2 protein-coding genes (both running past the window's edge) are annotated in these 22,367 nt (G+C 69.7%); both read left to right on the forward strand.

The annotated features are described in order from the left end of the window. Nucleotides 1-2,344, forward strand: the 3' portion of a protein-coding gene (locus LZC95_19270) for an SDR family NAD(P)-dependent oxidoreductase (protein ID WXA98949.1). Its footprint begins 16,961 nt before the window's first position; the window shows 2,344 of its 19,305 coding nt (coding positions 16,962-19,305); the start codon falls outside the window, past its left edge; the stop codon is at nucleotides 2,342-2,344. Further along, nucleotides 2,337-22,367, forward strand: partial view of an SDR family NAD(P)-dependent oxidoreductase gene (locus LZC95_19275; GenBank protein ID WXA98950.1) — the 5' portion only. Its footprint extends 231 nt past the window's final position; the window shows 20,031 of its 20,262 coding nt (coding positions 1-20,031); it begins with the start codon at nucleotides 2,337-2,339; its stop codon lies beyond the right edge, outside the window. Before LZC95_19270 ends, LZC95_19275 begins: the two co-directional genes overlap by 8 nt.

Raw genomic sequence — 22,367 nt, forward strand, 5'->3', positions numbered from 1 at the left:
CCGGGCCACGGTCCTTCGCGATGGGGTCGGGCTCGCATACCTCGAAGTGCCCCCCGGCGTGCAGGTCGGCGACGCCCCGCTTCACGGCGGCTTGATCGACAACGGCTTCGGCATGGGGGCCGTCTTCTCCTTGCTCGGCGACGGCGTTCTCGACACGGAGAACGGCTCGCCCATCGTCCAAGTGCCCTTCTCCGTCGACCGCTTCGTCTGGCGCGGACGCAGCCTGACGCCGTCCTGGAGCGAATTCGTCATTCGCAGCGACCGCGCGCAAAGCCGGTTGGACGACCTCGCGGTGGCCGATATTTCGTTTTGGTCCGAGGGCGGCGAGCAGGTCGCGCACATCGAAGGCATCTCCCTGCGCAAAGCACCGGCGGACCAGTTCCTCCGCAACCAGGCCACCAATCTGTACGCGGTGACGTGGGGCGAGCATGCACCGGCTTCGTCGTCGACGACGCCCACGTGGGCGCTCGTGGGTCCGGACGCCCTCGGCCTGGAGGCGACCTTCGCCGCGAGCCCGACCTGGCAGGGGCGCCATGCCGATCTCGGGGCCTTGGCGAACGCGCCGGACGCCGTCGTGGCCACCTTCGTCGTGGAAAGCGACGACACCGTCGAGGCGGCCCACGATGCGGCGACGCGTGCGCTTTCTCTCGTGCAGGCGTGGCTCGCCGATGCGCGACTTGCGGCGGGCCGGCTCGTCATCGTCACACGCTCCGCGATGGCCGTGCAGCCTGCGGAAAACGTCCCCGGCTTCGCGCTGGGAACGCTCTGGGGCATGGTGCGCTCCGCCCAGGCGGAGAATCCGGATCGGCGCATCCTGCTGATCGATACCGACGGCAGCCCCGAGTCGCGTGCGGCGCTTCCTGCCGCCCTCGAAGTGACCGAGAACCAACTCGCCTTGCGCGAGGGGCGTCGGTTGCTGCCGCGGCTCGCCCGCGTCGCGCGGACGTCGCAGTCGATGGCCCGCCCGCTGGATCCGGAAGGCACCGTGTTGATCACCGGCGGCACGGGAAGCTTGGGCGCGCTCGTGGCGCGGCACTTGGTGCGTACCCACGGCGTCAAGCACCTGCTGCTCACCTCACGCCAAGGTCTCGCGGCCGACGGTGCGGAGGCACTGCAGCGTGAGCTCACCGAAGCCGGCGCCACGGTGACCATTGCAGCATGCGACGCGAGCCGGCGTGAGGCGCTGGAAGGGCTCTTGGCGTCCGTCGCCGCCGCACATCCGCTGACCGCCGTGGTTCACGTCGCCGGTGTGCTCGATGACGGCGTCATCGGTTCGTTGACCCCCGAGCGCCTGCACGCCGTGCTGCGTGCCAAGGTCGATGCGGCCACGCACCTGCACCAGCTGACGCAAAGGCAGGATCTCGCCGCGTTCGTTCTCTTCTCCTCGATTTCGGGTGTGTTCGGCGGCGCCGGGCAAGCAAACTACGCGGCGGCCAACGCCTTCCTCGATGCGCTCGCCCAGCACCGGCAGGCGCGAGGCCTCACGGCGCTTTCGCTCGACTGGGGCTACTGGGCGCAAAAATCCGCACTCACTGCGCACCTCACGGACGCCGATCTTCGACGTATGGAGCGCGGTGGTCTGCGTGCGCTCTCCTCCCTCGAAGGCCTGGCGCTGCTCGATGCGGCGCTCACCCGGTCCGACGCCGCACTCGTGGCGGCGAACTTCGACACCAAAGCGTTGCGTGCGCGGGTCGATGCATTGCCGCCGCTGTTCCAGGATCTCGTGCGCGGACAAGATCCACGGCCCGCGTCCGTGAACACCGCGGAGTCCAGTGCGGCGGTCCAGTCCCTCAAGCAGCGGCTGTTTGCCCAGCCACCCGCCGAGCGCGAGCGGACCTTGCTCGAAATCGTGCGCAATGACATTGCGCCCATTCTGGGTATGACATCGCCCAGTGCCCTCGAAGCGAACCGACCGCTCTCCGAGCTCGGGCTCGATTCGCTCATGGCCGTCGAATTGCGAAATACGCTGGGCCGCCGCGTCGGTGTGACACTGCCGGCGACGTTGGCCTTCGATTACCCGACACCTGCCGGGCTGGTCCAATACCTTCTATCCGACGCACTGAACGTATCGGGGGCGGAATCGGAGCAAAATGGATCCAAGGCGAAGATTGGTGACGCCGAAATACGTAATGTAATGCAATCGATTCCACTCGAGCGTTTGCGCGAGGCGGGGTTGGTCGACGTCTTGCTGCGCCTCGCGAATGTTCCAAATCACGAGGACAACGGCGCCAGCAAGAACGCCGCACCCGCCATATCCGCAATGACCACGAACGAATTGGTCAAGTTGGCACTCGACGCGAGCGCCGACAATTTCGATGACGAGGAAAGTGCCCTTTATGAGTGATCCGAAAGACGAGGTTTCCGAAGCGCTCCGCGCCTCCCTGTTGACCGTCGAACGTCTGCGTCAACGCAATCGGGAGCTCGTTCGTGCATCGCGTGAACCCATTGCCATCGTGGGCATGGGTTGCCGCTTTCCGGGCGGCGTGCGCACTCCGGAGGATCTCTGGCGGGTCGTGAGCGAAGGCCACGATGCGATTTCGGCTTTTCCGGAGAACCGCGGCTGGAACCTGGAGCCGCTGCGCAATCCCGACCCCGAGGCCACGAGCGACACCTTTGCGCGCGAGGGCGGATTTCTTCACGAGGTCGACCGTTTCGACCCCGCCTTTTTCGGTATCAGCCCGCGCGAGGCGCGCGAGTTGGATCCGCAGCAGCGCGTGCTGCTCGAGACGACGTGGGAGTCGATGGAGCGGGCGGGCATCGATCCGGGAACGCTCCACGGTTCGCAGACGGGCGTGTTCGTCGGCGTGATGTACAACAATTACGCCAAGCACGAAGTCCCCTTGCCCGAAGGGCACGAGGGCTACATCAGCATGATCAGCTCGGCGAGCATGATCTCCGGGCGCATTGCCTATGCGTTCGGCCTGCACGGTCCGACCGTGACCGTGGACACCGCCTGCAGCTCGTCGCTGGTGGCCATCCACTTGGCCTGCCAGGCGCTGCGCCAAGGAGAGTGCTCGTTGGCGCTGGCCGGCGGCGTCAGCGTCATGGCGGCGCGCAGCGCGTTCGACGAGCTTTCGTTCTTGATCGTGGGTTCGCCGCAAGGTCGCTGCAAATCATTCGCGGGCGACGCGAATGGCCCCGGGTGGTCGGAGGGCGCGGGCATGTTGCTGCTCGAGCGCCTCTCCGATGCCAAACGAAACGGGCACCCCATTCTCGCGGTGGTGCGCGGTTCGTCGGTGAACCAGGATGGCAAGAGCCAGGGCCTGACGGCACCCAACGGACCGGCGCAGGAGCGCGTGATCCGCCAGGCGCTGGAGAATGCGCGCTTGAAGCCCGAGGAGGTCGACGCCGTCGAAGCGCACGGCACCGGCACGACCCTCGGCGATCCCATCGAGGCGCGGGCTCTGTTCGCGACCTACGGGCGGGCGCACTCCAAAGAGAAGCCGCTGTGGCTGGGCAGCCTGAAGTCCAACATGGGCCACACACAGGCCGCGGCGGGCGTGGGCGGCGTCATGAAGATGGTGCTCGCCCTGCAGCACGGGGCGTTGCCGAAGACACTGTACGCGGGGAATCCTTCGCCGCACATCGATTGGTCGCAGGGCACGGTTCGCCTCCTGGGCGATACGGTTCCTTGGCCGGCGAATGGGCAGGCTCGGCGCGCGGCGGTGTCGTCGTTTGGTTTGTCGGGGACGAACGCCCACGTCATCGTCGAGGAGGCCCCGGCCCGGGAAGACGTCCGCGAGGCCGGCGAGGCACGAAGCGCGCTGCCGATCGCGGTGTCGGCCAAAAGCGAAACGTCGCTGCGTGCGCAGGCATCGCTTCTTCGGGCACACCTCGAGGCGCATCCCGAGGCCGCGCTGGCCGACGTGGCGTACTCGCTGCTGACGAGCCGCGCGCACTTCGAACACCGCGCCTCGTTCGTCGCGACGGACCGAGCTTCCCTGCTCACGGAGCTCGAGGCCTTTGCCGAGAACCGTCCCAACGCGCGCGCCTTCGTGGCGCGAAGCACGGCGGGCGGGCGCATGGCGGTGCTCTTCACGGGGCAAGGCAGCCAGCGTGCGGGCATGGGGCGCGCGCTCTACGAGGCATTTCCGGTATTTCGCAGCGCGCTGGATGCCATTTGCGCGCGCTTCGAGCTCGGGCGGCCACTGCGCGAGGTTCTCTTCGCGGCGGAGGGCAGCGAGGATGCGGCGCGGCTCGATCAGACGATGTTCACGCAAACGGGCCTGTTTGCGCTGGAGGTTGCGCTGTACCGGCTCCTGGAGAGCTGGGGCGTCAAGGCCGATATTCTCCTGGGCCACTCCATTGGCGAGCTTGCGGCGGCGCACGTGGCGGGGGTGCTCTCGCTCGACGACGCGTGCACGCTGGTGGCAGCGCGCGCGCGTCTGATGCAGAACCTGCCGCAGGGCGGGGCCATGGTCACGGTCCGAGCGTCGGAGGCGGAGGCCTTGGACGTCCTCGCGCAGGTCGGGGATCGTGCATCCATCGCGGCGCTCAACGGCCCGCTCTCCACGGTGATCAGCGGCGACGAGGAGGCCGTGCTGGCTGCGGCGCGCATCTTCGAGGAGCGAGGACGCAAGACGTCGCGCTTGCGCGTGAGCCACGCGTTTCATTCGCACCGCATGGACGGCATGCTCGAGAACTTCGCCCGCGTGGCGAAGAGCCTGACGTACCATGCGCCCGAGATCCCCATCGTTTCGAACGTCACCGGCAAGCCCGCGACCGAAAGCGAGCTACGCTCCCCAAGTTACTGGGTGGAGCAGGTCCGTCGGGCCGTGCGCTTCGTCGATGGCGTGCGCACGCTGCACGCCGAAGGCGCGCGCACCTTCGTGGAGCTCGGCCCGCACGGCGTGCTCTCGGCCTTGGGCGAGGAGGCTCTCGCGGACGAGGCGGGCCTCACCTTCGTGTCCGTGCTCCGCAAGAACGAGTCGGAGCTCGCGACGCTGACCGCGGCCGTGGGCACCCTGCATGCGCGCGGCCGGTACCTGGACTGGAAGACGTTCTTCGAGCCGCTGAAGGCGCGCCGGGTCGACCTGCCCACGTACGCCTTCGAGCGCGAACGCTTCTGGCTGGATGCGACGAAGAAGAAGACCGAAAAAGCAACCGCCGCCCCCGACGAACGCGAATTCTGGCACGCCGTCGAGAACGACGACGTGGACGCACTCACTGCGGCGCTTCGCGTGGACGATGACGCGCACCGTTCCGCGCTGGCAACGTTGCTCCCGGGCCTGTCGCGCTGGCGAAGGCAGCGACGTGAGTCGAGCACGATCGACGGCTGGCGCTACCGCGTCGCGTGGAAGCGCGCTGAAACGACGTTGCCGGAGACGGACTTTCATGGCCTCTGGCTCCTGGTCGCGCCCGCCGACGACGCACTGACCACCGCGCTGGGACGCGCGCTCGAGGAAAAGGGTGCCACCGTGAAGGTGGTCTCTGCGGACGGCGCCGATCGCGAACGATTCGCGGCGCAGCTTCGCGAGCTCGAGCCCGCGCGGGGCGTGCTCGCGCTGGCGACGTTCGACGTTGGAACGACCTTGGCGCTCGTGCAGGCCCTCGGCGATGCGGGCCTCGATGCACCGCTTTGGCTCCTCACCCGGGGTGCCGTGCGCGTCGACCGAAACGAGCCGATGGCGAATCCCTTGCAGGCGATGACGTGGGGCCTCGGGCGGGTGGTCGCGCTGGAGCACCCGGAGCGATGGGGCGGTCTCGTCGACCTGGACGCCGAATTCGACGCGGGTCGCTTGCTCGAAGCGCTCGCGGGCGGCTTGGGGGAAGAGCGCGAGTTTGCGCTGCGTCGCACCGGCGCGTTCGTGCGGCGGCTCGTGCGGGCGCCGCTGGGCGAGGCCGCGGAGCGTGCCCCGCGCGCGGTTCCTCGGGGGACGGTCCTCATCACCGGTGGCACCGGTGCACTGGGTGCTCATGTTGCGCGTTGGTTCGCGACCCGCGGTGCCGAGCACCTCGTGCTCACCAGCCGTCGCGGGGTCGAGGCGCCGGGCGCGGCCGCCTTGCAGACGGAGCTCGAGCAGCTCGGTGCCCGTGTCACCGTAGCGGCCTGCGATGCCTCGGATCGGGGCGCGCTCGAGGCGCTGCTGTCGGCCCTGCCCGGCGAGTACCCGCTCGCGGTGGTGGTGCACGCCGCGGGAACCCTCGACGATGGCCTGCTCGCGTCCCTCACGCCGGAGCGGCTGCAGTCGGTCCTGCGGGCCAAGCAGGAGGCCGCGGTTCATTTGCACGAGCTCACCCGAGGGCATTCGCTGTCGGCGTTCGTGCTCTTCTCGTCCATCGCGGGGGTCATCGGCGGGGCCGGGCAGGGGAACTACTCCGCCGCCAATGCCTTCTTGGACGCGCTCGCCGAACGCCGGCGCGACGAGGGCCTGCCGGCAACGTCCATCGCATGGGGCGCGTGGGCCGAAGGCGGCATGGCGCAGGGCCGGGCCGGCGTGGCCTTGCGGCGTCAGGGCGTGTTCGCCATGGCGCCTTCGATGGCACTGGCCGCGTTGGGCCAAGCGCTCGATCACGACGAGACCAACGTCACCATCGCCGACATCGAGTGGAAAGCCTCCATCGCCGGCGAACGCGTGCCGCCGCTCTTCCGTGATCTTCCCGAGGTGCAAGAGGCCCGCGCCGCCGCACCGCCCGCGTCCGCCTTCGAGCGCGAACTCATCGCGTCCCTCCGCATCATGTCGGAGGGCGAGCGCCTGCGCCACCTGGTGTCGATGGTCCGCGGCGAAACCGCGGCTGTGCTCGGCCACGCGGAGGCGAGCCGCATCGAGGCCGAGAAGGGCTTCTTCGACCTGGGCCTCGATTCGCTGACCGCGCTGGAACTGCGGCGCCGGCTGCAGAACGCGACGGGCATCAAGCTGCCGACGACGCTGACGTTCGACTATCCGACGCCCGAGCACGTGGGGCGCTTCCTCCGCGAAGCGTTGGCCCCGGCGCTGGGCGATCTGGCCCCGAAGGGCGAGACTCGCATGCGGGTCGCCGCGGCGAGCGACGAGCCCGTGGCCATCGTGGGTATGGCACTGCGTCTGCCGGGTGGGGTGTCCGATGCCGACTCCTTCTGGAGCCTGCTCGAACAGGAGCGCGATGCCATCGGACCGATCCCCGAGAGCCGTTGGGATACGGGCGCCTTCTACGATCCGGATCCCGATGTCGCGAGCAAGAGCTACGTGCGTGATGCGGCCATGCTCGACGGGGTGGATCTGTTCGATGCCGCCTTTTTCAGCATCAGCCCGCGCGAGGCGAAGCACCTCGACCCACAGCATCGTTTGCTGCTCGAGGCGAGTTGGGAGGCGCTCGAACGCGCGAGCATCGTTCCCACCGCGCTGAAGGATTCGCCGACGGGCGTGTTCGTGGGCATCGGCGCCAGCGAATACACCTGGCTCGAAGGCAGTGCGGCCGAGCGCGAGGTGTACACCATCCAGGGATCCGGTGCCTCGTTCGCCGCAGGCCGTCTCGCCTTCACCTTGGGGCTGCAGGGTCCCACGCTCTCGGTGGACACGGCATGCTCGTCGTCGCTGGTGGCTCTTCACCTCGCGTGCCAATCGTTGCGCCGCGGCGAGTGCGATCTGGCGCTGGCCGCCGGTGTGCAGGTCCTGGCCTCGTCCGAGTTTTTCGTTCTCCTTTCGCGCGCACGCGCCCTGGCCCCCGATGGTCGATCGAAGACGTTCTCCGCGAACGCCGACGGTTATGGGCGTGGCGAGGGCGTGGTGGTCCTCGCCCTCGAGCGCCTCGACGACGCGCGCGCGCTCGGTCACGAGGTGCTGGCCTTGGTTCGCGGAAGCGCGGTGAATCACGATGGCTCGTCGAGCGGGATCACCGTCCCCAATGGGACGTCCCAGCAAAAGGTGGTGCGCGCGGCGTTGCAGGATGCAGGGCTCGAGCCCAACGACGTGGACGTGGTGGAGTGCCACGGTACCGGCACGTCGCTGGGCGATCCCATCGAGGTGCGGGCCCTGGCCGCCGTGTATGGCCAGGGGCGGACTGCACCGCTGCTGCTTGGCGCGGTGAAGACGAACGTGGGGCACTTGGAAGCGGCCGCCGGCTTGGCGGGCGTGGCCAAGATGATCGTGTCGCTGCAGCACGAGAGCCTTCCCGCAACGTTGCGCACGACGCCGCGCAATCCCCACTTGGAGTGGGACGCGCTTCCGGTCGACGTGGTCGATCGCCTTCGACCTTGGAGCCGCACGGACGGAGCGAGGCCGCGTCGGGCGGGCGTTTCGGCGTTCGGAATTTCCGGAACGAATGCGCACGTCATTCTCGAGGAGGCGCCGGCCCCCGCGACCGCAGCGCCGATGGCCGAGCGGGTCATGGCGGCCGTGCCGGTGTTGTTGTCCGGCAAGACCGAGGCGGCGCTGCAGGCGCAGGCGGGGCTCTTGCGCGCGCACCTCGAGGCGCATCCCGAGGTTGCGGTGCTCGATGTCGCCTACTCGTTGGCGACGAGCCGGGCGCACTTCGAGCATCGGGCTGCGGTGGTGGCGCAGGACCGCGCCGAGCTGCTCGACGCGCTGGAGAAGCTTGCACGCGGCGAGGCCGCACCGCGGGCATCACTCGGGCGGGACTCGGTCACGGGCAAGGTCGTCTTCGTGTTCCCGGGGCAGGGATCGCAATGGGCCGCGATGGCGCGCTCGCTGCTCGAGACCTCCGCGGTCTTTCGCGATCACATCGACGCCTGCGAGCAGGCCTTTGCGCCGCACGTGGATTGGTCACTTCGGGCTGTCCTGGAAGGCCAACCCGCCGACGCCCTCGAACGCGTCGACGTGGTGCAGCCCGTGCTCTTTGCCGTCATGGTCTCACTGGCCGCGTTGTGGCGCTCGATGGGCATCGAGCCCCATGCCGTGGTGGGCCACAGCCAGGGTGAGATCGCCGCCGCCTACGTCGCCGGCGCATTGGCCCTCGAGGATGCCGCCAAGGTCGTCACCTTGCGCAGCAAGTCGCTCACGCGGCTCGCGGGCAAGGGCGCCATGGCCTCGGTGCAGCTCGCGGCGGCGGAGCTCGGGGCCTACTTGGAGCCATTCGGCACGCGGCTGTCGGTGGCGAGTGTGAACAGTCCGCAATCGACCTTGATCTCGGGCGATCCGGACGCGATCGACAGCTTGCTCGCGCAGTTGGGCGCGAAGCAAATCTTCGCGCGCAAGGTGCGGGTGGACTACGCGTCGCACTGCGCGCACGTCGAGGCCGTGGAAGCCGAGCTCTTGGAGCGGCTCGCGGGAATCTCACCGCGCGCGGCCACGATTCCTTTCTACTCCACGGTTACGTGCACGCCGCTCGAAGGCACCGAGCTCGATGCGGGCTATTGGTACCGCAATTTGCGGCAGACGGTCCGCTTCGCCGAGACGTCCGAAGCGCTTCTCGCGAACGGCCATCGCTTCTTCATCGAGGTAAGCCCGCATCCGGTGCTGTCGCTCGCCTTGAACGAGATGCTCGAGGGGCAGGCAGCATCGGCCGGTGCCGCCGTCGTGGGCACGCTCCGGCGCGACGAAGGTGACTACGGTCGATTCCTGCTGTCCTTCGCCGAGCTGCATGGCTGGGGCCTCCACGTGGACTGGGCCGCCTTTTTCGCCTCGCACGGCGCCCGACTCACGCGGCTCCCGACGTATCCCTTCCAGCGCGAACGATTCTGGCTGGACGTGGACCAAACGCCGCGCAAGGGCGAGACCACGGATTTGTGGGACGCGCTCGAAACGCTGCAACTCGATGGCGACGAGGATCGCGCGGCGTTGGCGCTGTTGCTGCCGAAGCTGTCGAGCTGGCGCCGCCATCGCCAGGAGCAAAGCGCCATCGATGGATGGCGCTACCGCGTGATCTGGAAGCGCGCCGCCAAGCGCGCAAGTGTCACCCTTTCCGGGCAGTGGCTGCTCGTGGTTTCACAGGCGAGCGATGCGTTGGTTGCGGCGCTGAGCGAGGCACTCGGCACGGTGAACGTGCTCGAGGTGTCCGACACCGCGCCGCTGGCCGAGCAACTGCGCGCCGCGGACGTGGCGAACATGCGCGGTGTTCTGTCGCTGCTCGCCCTCGACGAGGCGGCGGGCCTCGGGCGCACGTTGTCGCTCGTGCAGGCGCTCGCGGAAATAGGAAATACCGCGCCTCTCTGGCTGCTGACCCAAGGTGCGGTGAGCGTTGGCGCCTCGGATCGACTGGAGCACCCGGCGCAGTCGATGGCGTGGGGCCTCGGCCGCGTTGTCGGTCTCGAGTACCCCGCCACGTGGGGCGGGCTCGTCGACCTGGACGAGGCCGGGACGTGGAAGCAGACCCTCGGCGCGGTCCTGGATGGCGGCGACGAAGACCAGGTCGCGCTGCGCGGGGGAGACATCCACGTGCGCCGCCTGGTCCGGGCTCCCCGTTCGCGTGCGGCGACGACGGAGAAACCGGTTCGCGGTGCGGTCCTGATCACCGGTGGGACCGGCGCGCTGGGAGCCCACGTGGCGCGGTGGTACGCGGAGCGCGGCGCCGAGCACATCGTGCTGGTGAGCCGCCGCGGCGCGGATGCACCGGGGGCGGATGCGCTGAAGAGCGAACTGGAAGCCCGCGGTGTACAGGTCACGGTGGCTGCGTGCGATGTCGCCAAGAAGGACGACGTCGCGCGGCTCCTGAACGAGCTGGACGTCGCAGGCATCGTGCTTCGGAGCGTCGTGCACGCCGGTGGCGTCGGGATGGAGAAGCCGCTTGCGGCGACCACCCCGTCGGATCTCGACGAAGCGCTCGCGGGCAAAGTGCACGGGGCGCAGCATCTGCACGAGTTGCTCGCCGAGCGGCCGCTGGATGCGTTCGTGCTCTTCTCGTCCGGCGCAGGCATTTGGGGCGGCGGCGGGCAGGGGGCTTACTCGGCCGCGAACGCGTACCTGGATGCGCTGGCCGAGCATCGCCGCGCGCACGGGTTGCCTGCAACGGCCATCGCGTGGGGTGCATGGGCGGGCGGTGGCATGGTCCACGACCGTGCCCTCGTCGAACTGCGGCGGCGCGGCATGTCGCCCATCCCGGCGAACCTCGCCCTGAGCACCCTCGGTCAGGCCCTCGAGGACGACGAGACGAACCTCACGGTCGCGGATCTCGACTGGGCCCGCTTTGCCCCTGCGTTCGCCGCCGCGCGTCCGCGTCCGCTGCTTCACGATCTTTCCGAGGCGCGGCAGGCCATCGAGGCTTCGAGCGCCCTGGCGCCGGCCGGCACCGACAACGAGCTGGTCACCCGGTTGCGTCCTCTCGCACCGGTCGAGCGGCAGCGCCAGCTCGTGGCGGTGGTTCGCACCGAGGTGGGGGCGGTGCTGGGCCATGCCGACGCCGCGCACATCGACGCGCGCAAAGGCTTCTTCGATCTGGGCCTCGACTCTCTGACGGCCCTGGAGCTGCGGCGTCGTCTGCAGAAGGCGACAGGGATCAAACTCAAGGCGACGGTGACGTTCGATCACCCGACGCCCGAGCGGCTGGCTGCACACCTGCGCGATGCGCTGGCGCCTTCTTTGGGCGAAGCCGTCGCGCACGAGCAGGTTGCCGTGACCCGTGCATCGAGCGACGAGCCCGTGGCCATCGTGGGTATGGCGTTGCGCCTGCCCGGCGGTGCGAACGATGCCGAGAGCTTCTGGCGGCTGTTGGAAGAGGGCCGCGACGCCGTCGGTCCCATCCCGCCTGCGCGCTGGGACACCGCCGCGACCTACGATCCGGATCCGGAGACACCCAACAAGAGCTACGTCCGCGAGGCCGCCATGCTCGATGGTGTCGACCTGTTCGACGCGTCGTTCTTCGGCATCAGCCCGCGCGAAGCCAAGTACGTCGACCCGCAGCATCGCTTGCTCCTGGAGACCAGCTGGCAAGCCCTCGAGCGCGCGAACATCGTGCCCGCGTCGCTCAAGGACTCCCGCACGGGCGTCTTCGTCGGCATTGGTGCGGGCGACTACGTCACCTTGCAAGGCGGCTCCGACGAATTGGAGGCCTACGCCATCCAAGGAACGAGTTCGTCGTTCGCGGCGGGCCGTTTGGCCTTCACGTTGGGCCTGCAGGGGCCGGCGCTGTCGGTGGACACGGCGTGCTCCTCGTCGCTGGTGGCGTTGCACTTGGCCTGCCAAGCGCTGCGCCGGGGTGAGTGCGAGCTCGCACTCGCGGCGGGTGTGCAGGTCATGTCCTCGCCCGATACATTCGTGCTCCTCTCGCGCACGCGCGCCCTGGCACCGGACGGGCGCTCGAAGACATTCTCGGCGAACGCCGACGGCTACGGGCGTGGCGAAGGTGCGGTGGTGCTCGCGTTGGAGCGCCTCGGCGATGCGCGCGCGCATGGTCGCCACGTGCTCGCCGTCGTACGCGGCAGCGCCACGAACCACGACGGTGCCTCGAGCGGCATCACGGTGCCGAACGGCACGGCGCAGGAAAAAGTGCTTCGCGCGGCGCTCCAAGACGCCGGCTTGGCACCGAGCGACATCGACGTCGTCGAGTGCCACGGCACGGGGACCTCCCTCGGGGACCCCATCGAGGTTCAGGCCCTCTCCGCCGTTTACGGTCAAGATCGACGTAGCTCCGGCCCCTTGCAGATCGGCACCGTGAAGACGAATGTCGGGCACCTGGAGTCGGCCGCGGGGCTGGCCGGTGTGGCCAAGATGATCGTCTCGCTGCAGCACCAAGCGCTGCCCGCGACATTGCACACCACACCGCGCAATCCCCACCTCGAGTGGGACACGCTCGGTGTCGAGGTGGTGGATGGCCTGCGGCCCTGGACGCGCAACGACGGTGGACGGCCGCGTCGTGCTGGCGTTTCCGCGTTCGGCCTTTCGGGGACGAATGCGCACGTCATCCTGGAAGAGGCGCCCCACACGGAGGCTGAAAAGCCGGCCGCGGTCGCGTCTGGCGCGCCTGTCGCGTCTGTCGCGTCTGGCGCGCTTCCGGTCCTTCTTTCCGGCCGGAGCGAGGACGCACTGCACGCGCAAGCGGCCCGGCTCGCCGAGCACCTGGCGGCCCATCCCGAGCTGGAGTTCGCCGACGTCGCCTACTCGCTGGCGACGGGCCGCACGCACTTCGAGCAGCGCGCGTCCTTCGTCGCGCGCGATCGGAACGAGTGCATCGACGCGCTGACGAACCTCGCCGCCGGGCAGCTGGCCCATGGCGAAACGGCGCACGGCGACGGCGGCAAACTGGCCATGCTCTTCACGGGGCAGGGGAGCCAGCGCGCTGGCATGGGGCGCGCGCTCTACGACGCATTCCCCACGTACCGTGAGGCCCTCGAGGAAATTTGCACGCACCTTCAGCGCGAGCTCGGCTCCTTCGGGCCCAAGTTTCGCGAGGTGCTCTTTGCGGCTGCCGGAACCGAAGGCGCTCCGTTCCTGGAGGAGACGCTCTACACGCAAACGACCCTGTTCGCCGTCGAGGTTGCACTCCATCGGCTGGTGGAAAGCTGGGGCGTTCGCGCCGATATCCTGCTCGGTCATTCCGTCGGCGAGCTCGTGGCCGCGCACATTGCAGGCGTCTTCTCCCTGGAGGATGCGTGCAAACTCGTGGCGGCACGCGCGCTCCTGATGCAGGAGCTGCCGGACATCGGAGCCATGATCACGGTGCGCGCCACCGAGGACGAAGTTCTCGCAGCCTTGGCGCAGCTCGACGTGCGTGCCTGCATCGCAGGGCTCAACGCGCCGTCGTCCACCGTGGTCTCCGGGGACGAGGCGGCCGTACGCGAGGTGGCGAAGCACTTCGAGGACCTCGGACGAAAGGTCACGCGCCTGCGCGTCAGCCACGCCTTCCACTCGCACCACATGGACGGCATGCTCGCGAAGTTCGGCCGGGTGGCGCAGGGGCTCACCTACCACGCGCCGCGCATTCCCGTGATCTCCAACGTCACCGGCCGCGTGGCCAGCGACGATGACCTTTGCTCGTGGGAATACTGGGTGCGCCAGGTGCGGGAGCCCGTGCGCTTTGCCCAGGGCATCGCGACCCTCCATGCCGAGGGCACGACCACGTTCTTGGAGCTCGGCCCGCACGGAGTGCTCTCGGCCCTGGGGCAGGAGTGCCTGCCCGAGGGCGCCTTCGTGGCCTCGCTGCGCAAAGATCGCGACGAGGTGGACGTGCTCCGCTCGGCGCTGGCCGCGTTGCACACCCATGGCGTGCACGTGGACTGGAGCGCCGTCTTCGAGCCCTTGCAGGCGCGACGGGTCGACCTGCCCACGTATGCCTTCCAGCGCGAGCGATTCTGGCTCGACGGGGCGCGTGCAGGCCGGGGCCCGATCGCCTCGGAGGAGACCGAGTTCTGGGCGACCGTCGAGCGCGGAGACGTCGATGCCTTCCAAGGCATGATGCTCGCCAAAGACGAAGACGACCGCAGCACGCTGGCGTCGCTTCTGCCGCGGCTGTCCGATTGGCGCCGCCGCAGGCACGAACGAAGCGCGCTTGACGGCTTGCGCTACCGCATCGTCTGGGAGCTTCTCGCCCAACCCGCCGCGGCACCTGCCGTAACCGGCACGTGGCTGTTGCTCGTGCCCATGTCGCTCGCATCCGATGCCCTGGTCGGCGCGCTGCAGGTAGCGCTCTCGAAGCAGGGAGCCCGCGTGGACGTCGCGCCCGTGGCCAACGACGCCGATCGCGACCGCCTCGCGGCCGAGTTGCGCGACCGCGCCGCCGGTCCGGACGGCCTGCACGGTGTCCTGTCGCTTCTCGCGATGGACGAAACAGCGCGCGACGATGGATTGCCCGCGGGGCTCGCGTGGACGATGTTGCTCACGCAAGCGTGGGTCGACGCCGACGTCGAGGCGCCGTTGTGGCTATTGACGCGCGGTGCGGTGGGCCCGGCGCTTTCGCGCCCCGTTCAATCGATGGCGTGGGGCCTGGGTCGCGTGGCGGCGCTGGAGCATCCGTCGCGTTGGGGTGGTCTCATCGATCTGGGCGACACGCTCGACCCCGCGGAGCTCGAGGCCTTGCTGCCCGCGCTTTCGCTTCGCACCGAAGACCAGCTGGCCTTGCGCGACGGCAAACTGCACACACGCCGCCTCGTGCGGGCGCCCTCGGCGGAGGGGCGCGACTTCCAGGCGCGCGGAACCGTCCTCGTCGTAGGCGGTGGCCCGGAGCGGCAAGCCTACGTGGCCCGCTGGTTCGCCGAACGCGGTGCCGAGCATATCGTGCTCGCCCGTCCAGCCGGCACCGACGCCGCGGCCTTGGATCTCGCCGCCCGCGTCACCTTCGCCGCGTGCGACATCGCGGACCGTAGCGCGCTGCAAACGCTGATCGCGGACCTCGACGCGCAACACGCCGACTTGCGGAGCGTCGTGCATGCAGGCATCGTCATCCCGGAGCGTGCGCTCACCGCCACGAGCCTCGACGACCTTGCCCAAAGCGCGCACGCCGCCGCAGGGGCCGAGCACCTGCACGCGCTGCTGAACGAGCGAGCGCTCGATGCCTTCGTGCTCTTCTCCTCCGGCGCGGGCGTCTGGGGCGGGGGACAGCAGGGCGTCTACGCCGCCGCCAATGCCTTCTTCGACGGCCTGGCCGAGCACCGCCGCGAGCAAGGATTGCCCGCGACCGCGCTCGCCTGGGGACCGTGGGGTCGCGAAGCTTCCCATGGAAGCGAAGACCCGCACGTCACCGAGATGCGCCGTCGGGGCCTCTCCCCGATCGAGCCTTCGCGCGCCATGGCGGCCGTCGGGCAAGCCCTCGCACACGGCGATGTCAGCATCGCCGTCGCCGACATCGACTGGGCGCGCTTTCTCCCGCTCTTCGCGGCGGCCCGCACGCGGCCGCTGTTCCACGGCATCCCGGAAGCCCAACAGGCCCTGGCCGAGGCCCCGGCCGTGGGACCGTCGGAGAGCAAGCTCGCGGCAACCCTGCGACCGCTCTCCGCGGACGAACGACTTCCGCAATTGATTGCGCTCGTGCAGGCCGAAACCGCGGCGGTGCTCGGCCACACCGATCCCCTTCGGATCGATCCGGAGATGGGCTTTTTCGATCTGGGTCTCGACTCGCTCATGTCGGTCGAACTCCGTCGTCGCCTGCAAAAGGCAACCGGCGCCAAGCTCCCGACGACCGTGACGTTCGATCACCCCACGCCCGCGCGCGTGGCGACGTACTTGCTCGAAACGCTGGCGTCCGCCCTTGGCGAGGCCTCGACGCGCACGGGCCAGCTGTCCCGCGCGCGCGCCTCGAACGACGAGCCCATCGCCATCGTCGGAATGGCGCTGCGCCTTCCTGGGGATGCCAACGATCCGGACGCCTTCTGGGCCCTGCTCGAACAGAATCGCGACGGCATCGTTCCCATCCCCAAGAGCCGCTGGGACAACGATGCGATTTACGATCCCGAGACGGCCACGCCGAACAAGACGTACGTGCAGCACGCCGGAATGCTCGATCGCGTGGACCTGTTCGACGCGTCGTTCTTCGGCATCAGCCCGCGCGAGGCCAAAAACATCGACCCGCAGCATCGCCTCCTCATCGAGGCGAGCTGGCAGGCGCTCGAACGCGCCGGCATCGTTCCGGGGTTGCTCAAGGACTCGTCGACGGGCGTCTTCGTGGGCGTCGGGCCCGGTGACTACGCCACCCTGCCGAGCGAGACGGACGAGACGACCTACGCCATTCAAGGCGGCAGCCCTGCGTTTGCCGCAGGCCGGCTGGCGTTCACCCTGGGCCTTCAGGGGGCCGCGCTGTCCGTGGACACCGCGTGCTCTTCCTCGTTGGTGGCGCTGCACCTGGCTTGCCAAGCGCTGCGTCGCGGCGAGTGCGATCTCGCCCTCGCGGGTGGTGTGCAAGTCATCGCCACACCCGACTTGTTCATCGTCCTCTCGAGCACGCGCGCCCTGGCGCCCAACGGTCGCTCGAAGACGTTCTCCGCCGACGCCGATGGCTACGGCCGAGGGGAGGGCGTGGTCGTCGTGGCGTTGGAGCGCTTGAGTGACGCGCAGGCACGCGGGCGCGAAATCCTGGCGGTGGTTCGCGGCACGGCGGTCAACCACGATGGAGCCTCGAGCGGCATCACGGCGCCGAACGGCACGTCGCAGCAGAAGGTGCTTCGCGCAGCGCTGCTCGATGCGGGCCTGGCACCGGCCGATGTCGAGGTGGTGGAATGCCACGGCACCGGCACGTCGCTGGGCGATCCCATCGAGGTGCAGGCCTTGGCCGCGGTGTACGGTGAGGGGCGAAGCGCGCAGACGCCGCTGTTGATCGGTGCGGTCAAACCCAACGTGGGGCACTTGGAAACGGGCGCCGGGTTGGTGGGCGTGGCCAAGATGGTGCTGTCGCTGCAGCACGAGACGTTGCCCGCAACGTTGAACACGACGCCGCGCAACCCGAACCTGGAGTGGGATGCGCTTCCCGTGCGCGTGGTCGACACGAACCTCGCCTGGAAGCGCCGCGACGATGGCACCCCGCGGCGGGCCGGCGTTTCGTCCTTCGGCTTCTCGGGGACCAATGCGCACGTCATTCTGGAGGAGGCGCCCGCGCACACCCGACCCACGCCCGCGGCCGAGGCGACCGGCGTGGCCGTCCCGGTGTTGCTCTCGGGCAAGAGCGAGGGGGCGTTGCGCGAGCAGGCCTCGAGCTTGCGTGAATTCCTCGCGGCGCGGGCGCACCTTTCCCTCGTCGACGTGGCCTACTCGCTGGCCACCACGCGGTCGCACTTCGAGCACCGCGCGGCGGCCGTGGTCCGCGATCGCGACGAGCTCATGGTTGCATTGGAGGCGCTGGAGCGCGGCGATGGGACGCCGAAGACCGTGCGCGCGCAAAGTGCGGGAGGGCGCGGCAAAGTCGTCTTCGTCTTCCCGGGCCAAGGCTCGCAGTGGGCCGAGATGGCGCGGCCCCTGCTCGAGAGCTCGCGCGTATTCCGCGAGCAGATCGAAGCGTGCGAGCGCGCCTTCGCGCCCTACGTCGACTGGTCGCTCGTGGCGGTGCTGCAAGGCGCGGCCGAACGCGGCGCATCCCTGGAGCGCGTCGACGTGGTGCAGCCGGTGTTGTTCTCGGTGATGGTGTCGCTGGCTGCTCTGTGGCGATCCATGGGCGTCGAGCCGCACGCCGTCGTGGGGCACAGCCAGGGCGAGTTGGCGGCGGCCTACGTGGCCGGTGCCCTTTCACTGGAGGACGCCGCCAAAGTCGTCGCCCTGCGCAGCCGGCTCCTGACGAAGATTTCCGGCAAGGGAGCCATGGCCGCCGTGGAGCTGGGCGCCTCCGAGCTGGAATCGTACCTCGCACCGTTTGGCGAGAGGCTCTCGGTGGCGGCCATCAACAGCCCGCGCGGCGTGACCGTCGCCGGTGAGCCCGAGGCCATCGACGCGCTGCTCGCCCAACTGGTGGCGGCGCGCATCTACACGCAAAAGGCGCGCGGCGATCACGCGTCGCATTGCGCGCAGGTCGAAGTTCTCCGCGACGAGCTCCTGGCTGCACTGGCCGGGGTGACTCCGCGCGCGAGCCGCGTACCGCTCTACTCCACAGTCACGGGCACGCGGCTCGACGGAAGCGAGCTCGATGCCGGCTACTGGTACCGCAACCTGCGGCAATCGGTGCGCTTCCAAGACGCGGCGGAGGGCCTCTTCGCCGATGGGCATCGCATCTTCGTGGAGGTGAGCCCGCACCCCGTGCTGGCGTTGCCGCTGCACGAGGCCCTCGAGTCCAAGGGAGATCCCGTCGTGGTGGGCACGCTCCGCCGCGGCGACGGGCACTTCACGCGTTTCCTGCTGTCCTTCGCGGAGCTTCACGCGCGCGGGGTGGCCGTCGATTGGAACACCGTGTTCGGACCGCTCTCGCCCCACCGCGTGCAGCTGCCGACGTACGCGTTCCAGCGTGAGCGATTCTGGCGCGACGGCGTCCGGGCGCACCGGTCCGACGTCACCTCGGCAGGTCTCGACTCCGCAGAGCACCCGCTCCTCGGGGCCGCCGTGGCCTTGGCCGATTCCGATGCGTTCCTCTTCACGGGGCGCCTCTCGCTGCGCGCTCAGCCCTGGCTCGCCGGCCATGCGGTTTTCGGCACAGTTATCGTGCCCGGCACCGGCTTCCTCGAGCTCGCACTCGTCGCCGCCCATCGCGTTGGCCTCGACCAGGTCGAGGAGCTCACCCTGGAGACGCCGCTGGTGCTGCCCGCCGATGGTGATGCGGTGCTGCTCCAGCTCTCGGTGGCCGCGCCCGACGACGCCGGGCGCAGGGCCATGGCGCTGTACGCGCGCGCCGAGGGTGCGGCGTCCGAGGCTCCGTGGACGCGGCACGTCAGCGGCACCCTCGGCCAGGGCGCGCCCCGCGGGCCGGCCAGCGACCTTCGCGTTTGGCCGCCCGCCGACGCCACGGCCATCGCGCTCGACGGCTTCTACGAGCGCATGGGCGATACGGGCGTTTCGTACACCGGCGACTTCCGCGGCCTGCGCGCCGTTTGGCAGCGAGGTGGAGATCTCTTCGCCGAGGTGGAGCTTCCCGAGGCAGCCGCCAAAGAAGCCGAGCGCTACGCCCTTCACCCGGCGCTGCTCGATGCCGCCCTCCACGCGCTCGCCGCCGAGTACGTCCAAGGCGCGCCGGCCGATGGTTCGCGCGGCGTCGAGCTCCCGTTCTCGTGGGAGGGCGTCTCCTTGCGCGCGGTGGGCGCATCGCGCCTGCGGGTGCACTTCGCACGGACGGAAAACGGCACATCGCTCGTCCTGGCGGATGCCACGGGCGAGCCCCTGGCCACGGCGGACTCGTTCGTCAGCCGTCCGACGTCCGCCGATCGCGTGCAGGCTGCCGCCCCGGCGCGCGACAGCGGCATGCTCCGCATCACGTGGACGGCGGCGGACATGCCCGATGCCTCCGCCCCGCGCGACGTGGCCATCGTGGGAGACGATGCCCTCGGCCTGGCGAAAGCTTGGAACGAGGCTGCAGGTCGCCTCGAGAGCTTCGCCGACCTCGATGCATTGAAGCAGCAGCTCGATCGCGGCGCGGGCGTGCCCGACGTGGTCATCGTTCCCTGCGGCGCCCGCAGCCGCTCCGGCACGACAGCTGCCGCGCTGTCCGCGGATCTCGTTGCAGCCTCGCACCAGGCGACGGCGGCGGCCCTGGTGCTCCTGCAAACGTGGCTCGCGGACGAGCGGCTCGCATCGCGGCAGCTCGTGCTGGTCACCCAAGGCGCCATCGCCACGGAAACCGGCGAGGACGTACCCAACCTGACGCACGCGGCGATCTGGGGCCTCGTGCGCGCCGCCCAGCTCGAGAACCCCGAGCAGCGCATCCAGCTCGTCGACATCGACGACAGCGATGGCGCGCGCCGCGCGCTCTCGGGTGCGCTGCATGCGCCGGAAACGCAGCTGGCCCTTCGCGAAGGCCGGTGCCTTCTTCCGCGCTTCGCAGCGGCCCGCGCCGACGACGCCCTCGTCGCCCCGGCCGATGCGCCGTGCTGGCGGTTGGACATTCCGAACAAGGGCACGCTGGAGAGCCTCACCCTCACCGCGCACCCCGATGCCGCGGCGCCGCTCGCGCCCGGATACGTGCGCCTCGCGGTGCATGCTGCGGCCCTCAACTTCCGCGATGTGCTCGACGCGCTGGGCATGTACCCGGGCGATCCCGGCGCGCTTGGCCAAGAGGGCGCGGGGGTCGTCCTCGAGGTGGGCCCCGGCGTCACCCACGTCGCGCCTGGCGATCGCGTGATGGGCATCATCGGCGGCGCCTTCGGTCCCACGGCGGTGACCGATCATCGCCTCCTCACGCGGATGCCGGCGGGGTGGTCCTTCCGCGACGCGGCCAGCGTCTCCGTCGTGTTCCTCACGGCGTATTACGCCCTCGTCGATCTCGCGCGGCTTCAGCCCGGCGAACGCATCCTCGTGCATGCGGCCGCAGGCGGCGTCGGCATGGCCGCCACCCAGCTCGCCCGTCACCTCGGCGCCGAAGTCTTCGGCACGGCCAGCCCGGGCAAATGGGAAACGTTGCGGGCGCTCGGCTTCGACTCGGCCCACATGGCGTCGTCGCGCACGCTCGACTTCGAAGAGCACTTCCGCCGCTCCACGGGCGGGCGAGGGGTGCATGTCGTGCTCGACTCGCTGGCGCGCGAGTTCGTCGATGCCTCGCTGCGCCTGATGCCCTCGGGCGGTCGCTTCCTCGAGATGGGCAAGACCGACGTTCGCGATCCCCGCACCGTCGCCGCCGAGCATCCCGGCGTCGCGTACAAGGCGCTGGACCTCATCGCCGACGCGGGGCTCGACCGCATCCAGGAAATGCTCCGCGAACTCGTGGCGCTGTTCGAGCGCGGGGCGCTGCGTCCCGTGCCCATCACCACGCACGACGTTCGCTTCGCCCCGCGCGCATTCCGCGCACTCGGGCAGGCGCGGCACGTGGGCAAGTTCGTCCTCACCATCCCGCGTCTGCTGAATCCCGAAGGCACGGTGCTCATCACCGGCGGTACGGGAACGCTGGGCGCGCTCCTCGCACGGCACCTGGTTCGTGCGCACGGGGTGCGGCACCTCCTTCTCACCTCGCGCCAAGGCCCCGAGGCGAAGGGCGCGGCCGCCCTGGTGCAGGAGCTCGCCGAGGCGGGGGCCCAGGTCACCGTGCGCGCGTGCGATGCGGCCGATCGTGGCGCGCTCGAAGCGACACTCGCGTCCATTCCTGCGGAGCACCCGTTGACCGCGGTCGTGCACACCGCGGGCATGCTCGATGACGGCGTGCTGGGAGCACTCACACCCGAGCGCCTCGACGCCGTGCTCCGCCCGAAGCTCGACGCCGCCGTGCACCTGCACGAGCTCACCCAATCGATGGACCTCGCGGCCTTCGTTCTCTTCTCGTCGCTGTCCGGCGTGATGGGGAGCGTGGCCCAGGCGAATTACTCGGCCGGCAACGCCTTCCTCGACGCCCTCGCGCACCACCGCCGGGCACGCGGCCTCGCCGCCCTCTCGCTGGCGTGGGGCTACTGGGCCGACAGGACCGGGATGTCCGCGCACCTCAGCGACGTCGACGTCCAGCGCATGGTCCGAAGCGGCATCCTGCCCATCTCCGCGGGCGACGGCATGGCGCTGTTCGATGCCGCCTTCGCCAAACCCGACGCGCTTCTCGTGCCCGCCCCCTTGGACCTCGTGGCCATGGGCAGGCAGGCGCTGGTGCATCCCTTGTTCCGCGGCATCGTCCGCGTGAAGGCTGCACGGGCGCGTGCCGCCAACACGGAAAACGGCATATCCCTCGAGCAACGCCTGCAAAAGCTTCCGCCCGAGGCCCGCGAGGAAGCCGTGTTCGATCTGGTTCGCACGGAGGTGGCCACCGTCTTGGGCATCGCCTCCCGAGACAACCTCGAGCCGCATCGCCCACTGCAGGAGCTCGGGCTCGACTCGCTCATGGCCATCGAGCTGCGCAACCGGCTCTCGACCGCGACGGCGCTGCGCATCCCGTCCACCGTGGCGTTCGACCATCCGACGCCCGCCGCACTCACCACGTTCTTGCTCGGCAAGGTCGCACCCAGCGGTGAACGAGCGCCGCTC

This window comes from Sorangiineae bacterium MSr12523 (assembly GCA_037157775.1).
GTDB classification, from domain to species: domain Bacteria; phylum Myxococcota_A; class Polyangia; order Polyangiales; family Polyangiaceae; genus Pendulispora; species Pendulispora brunnea.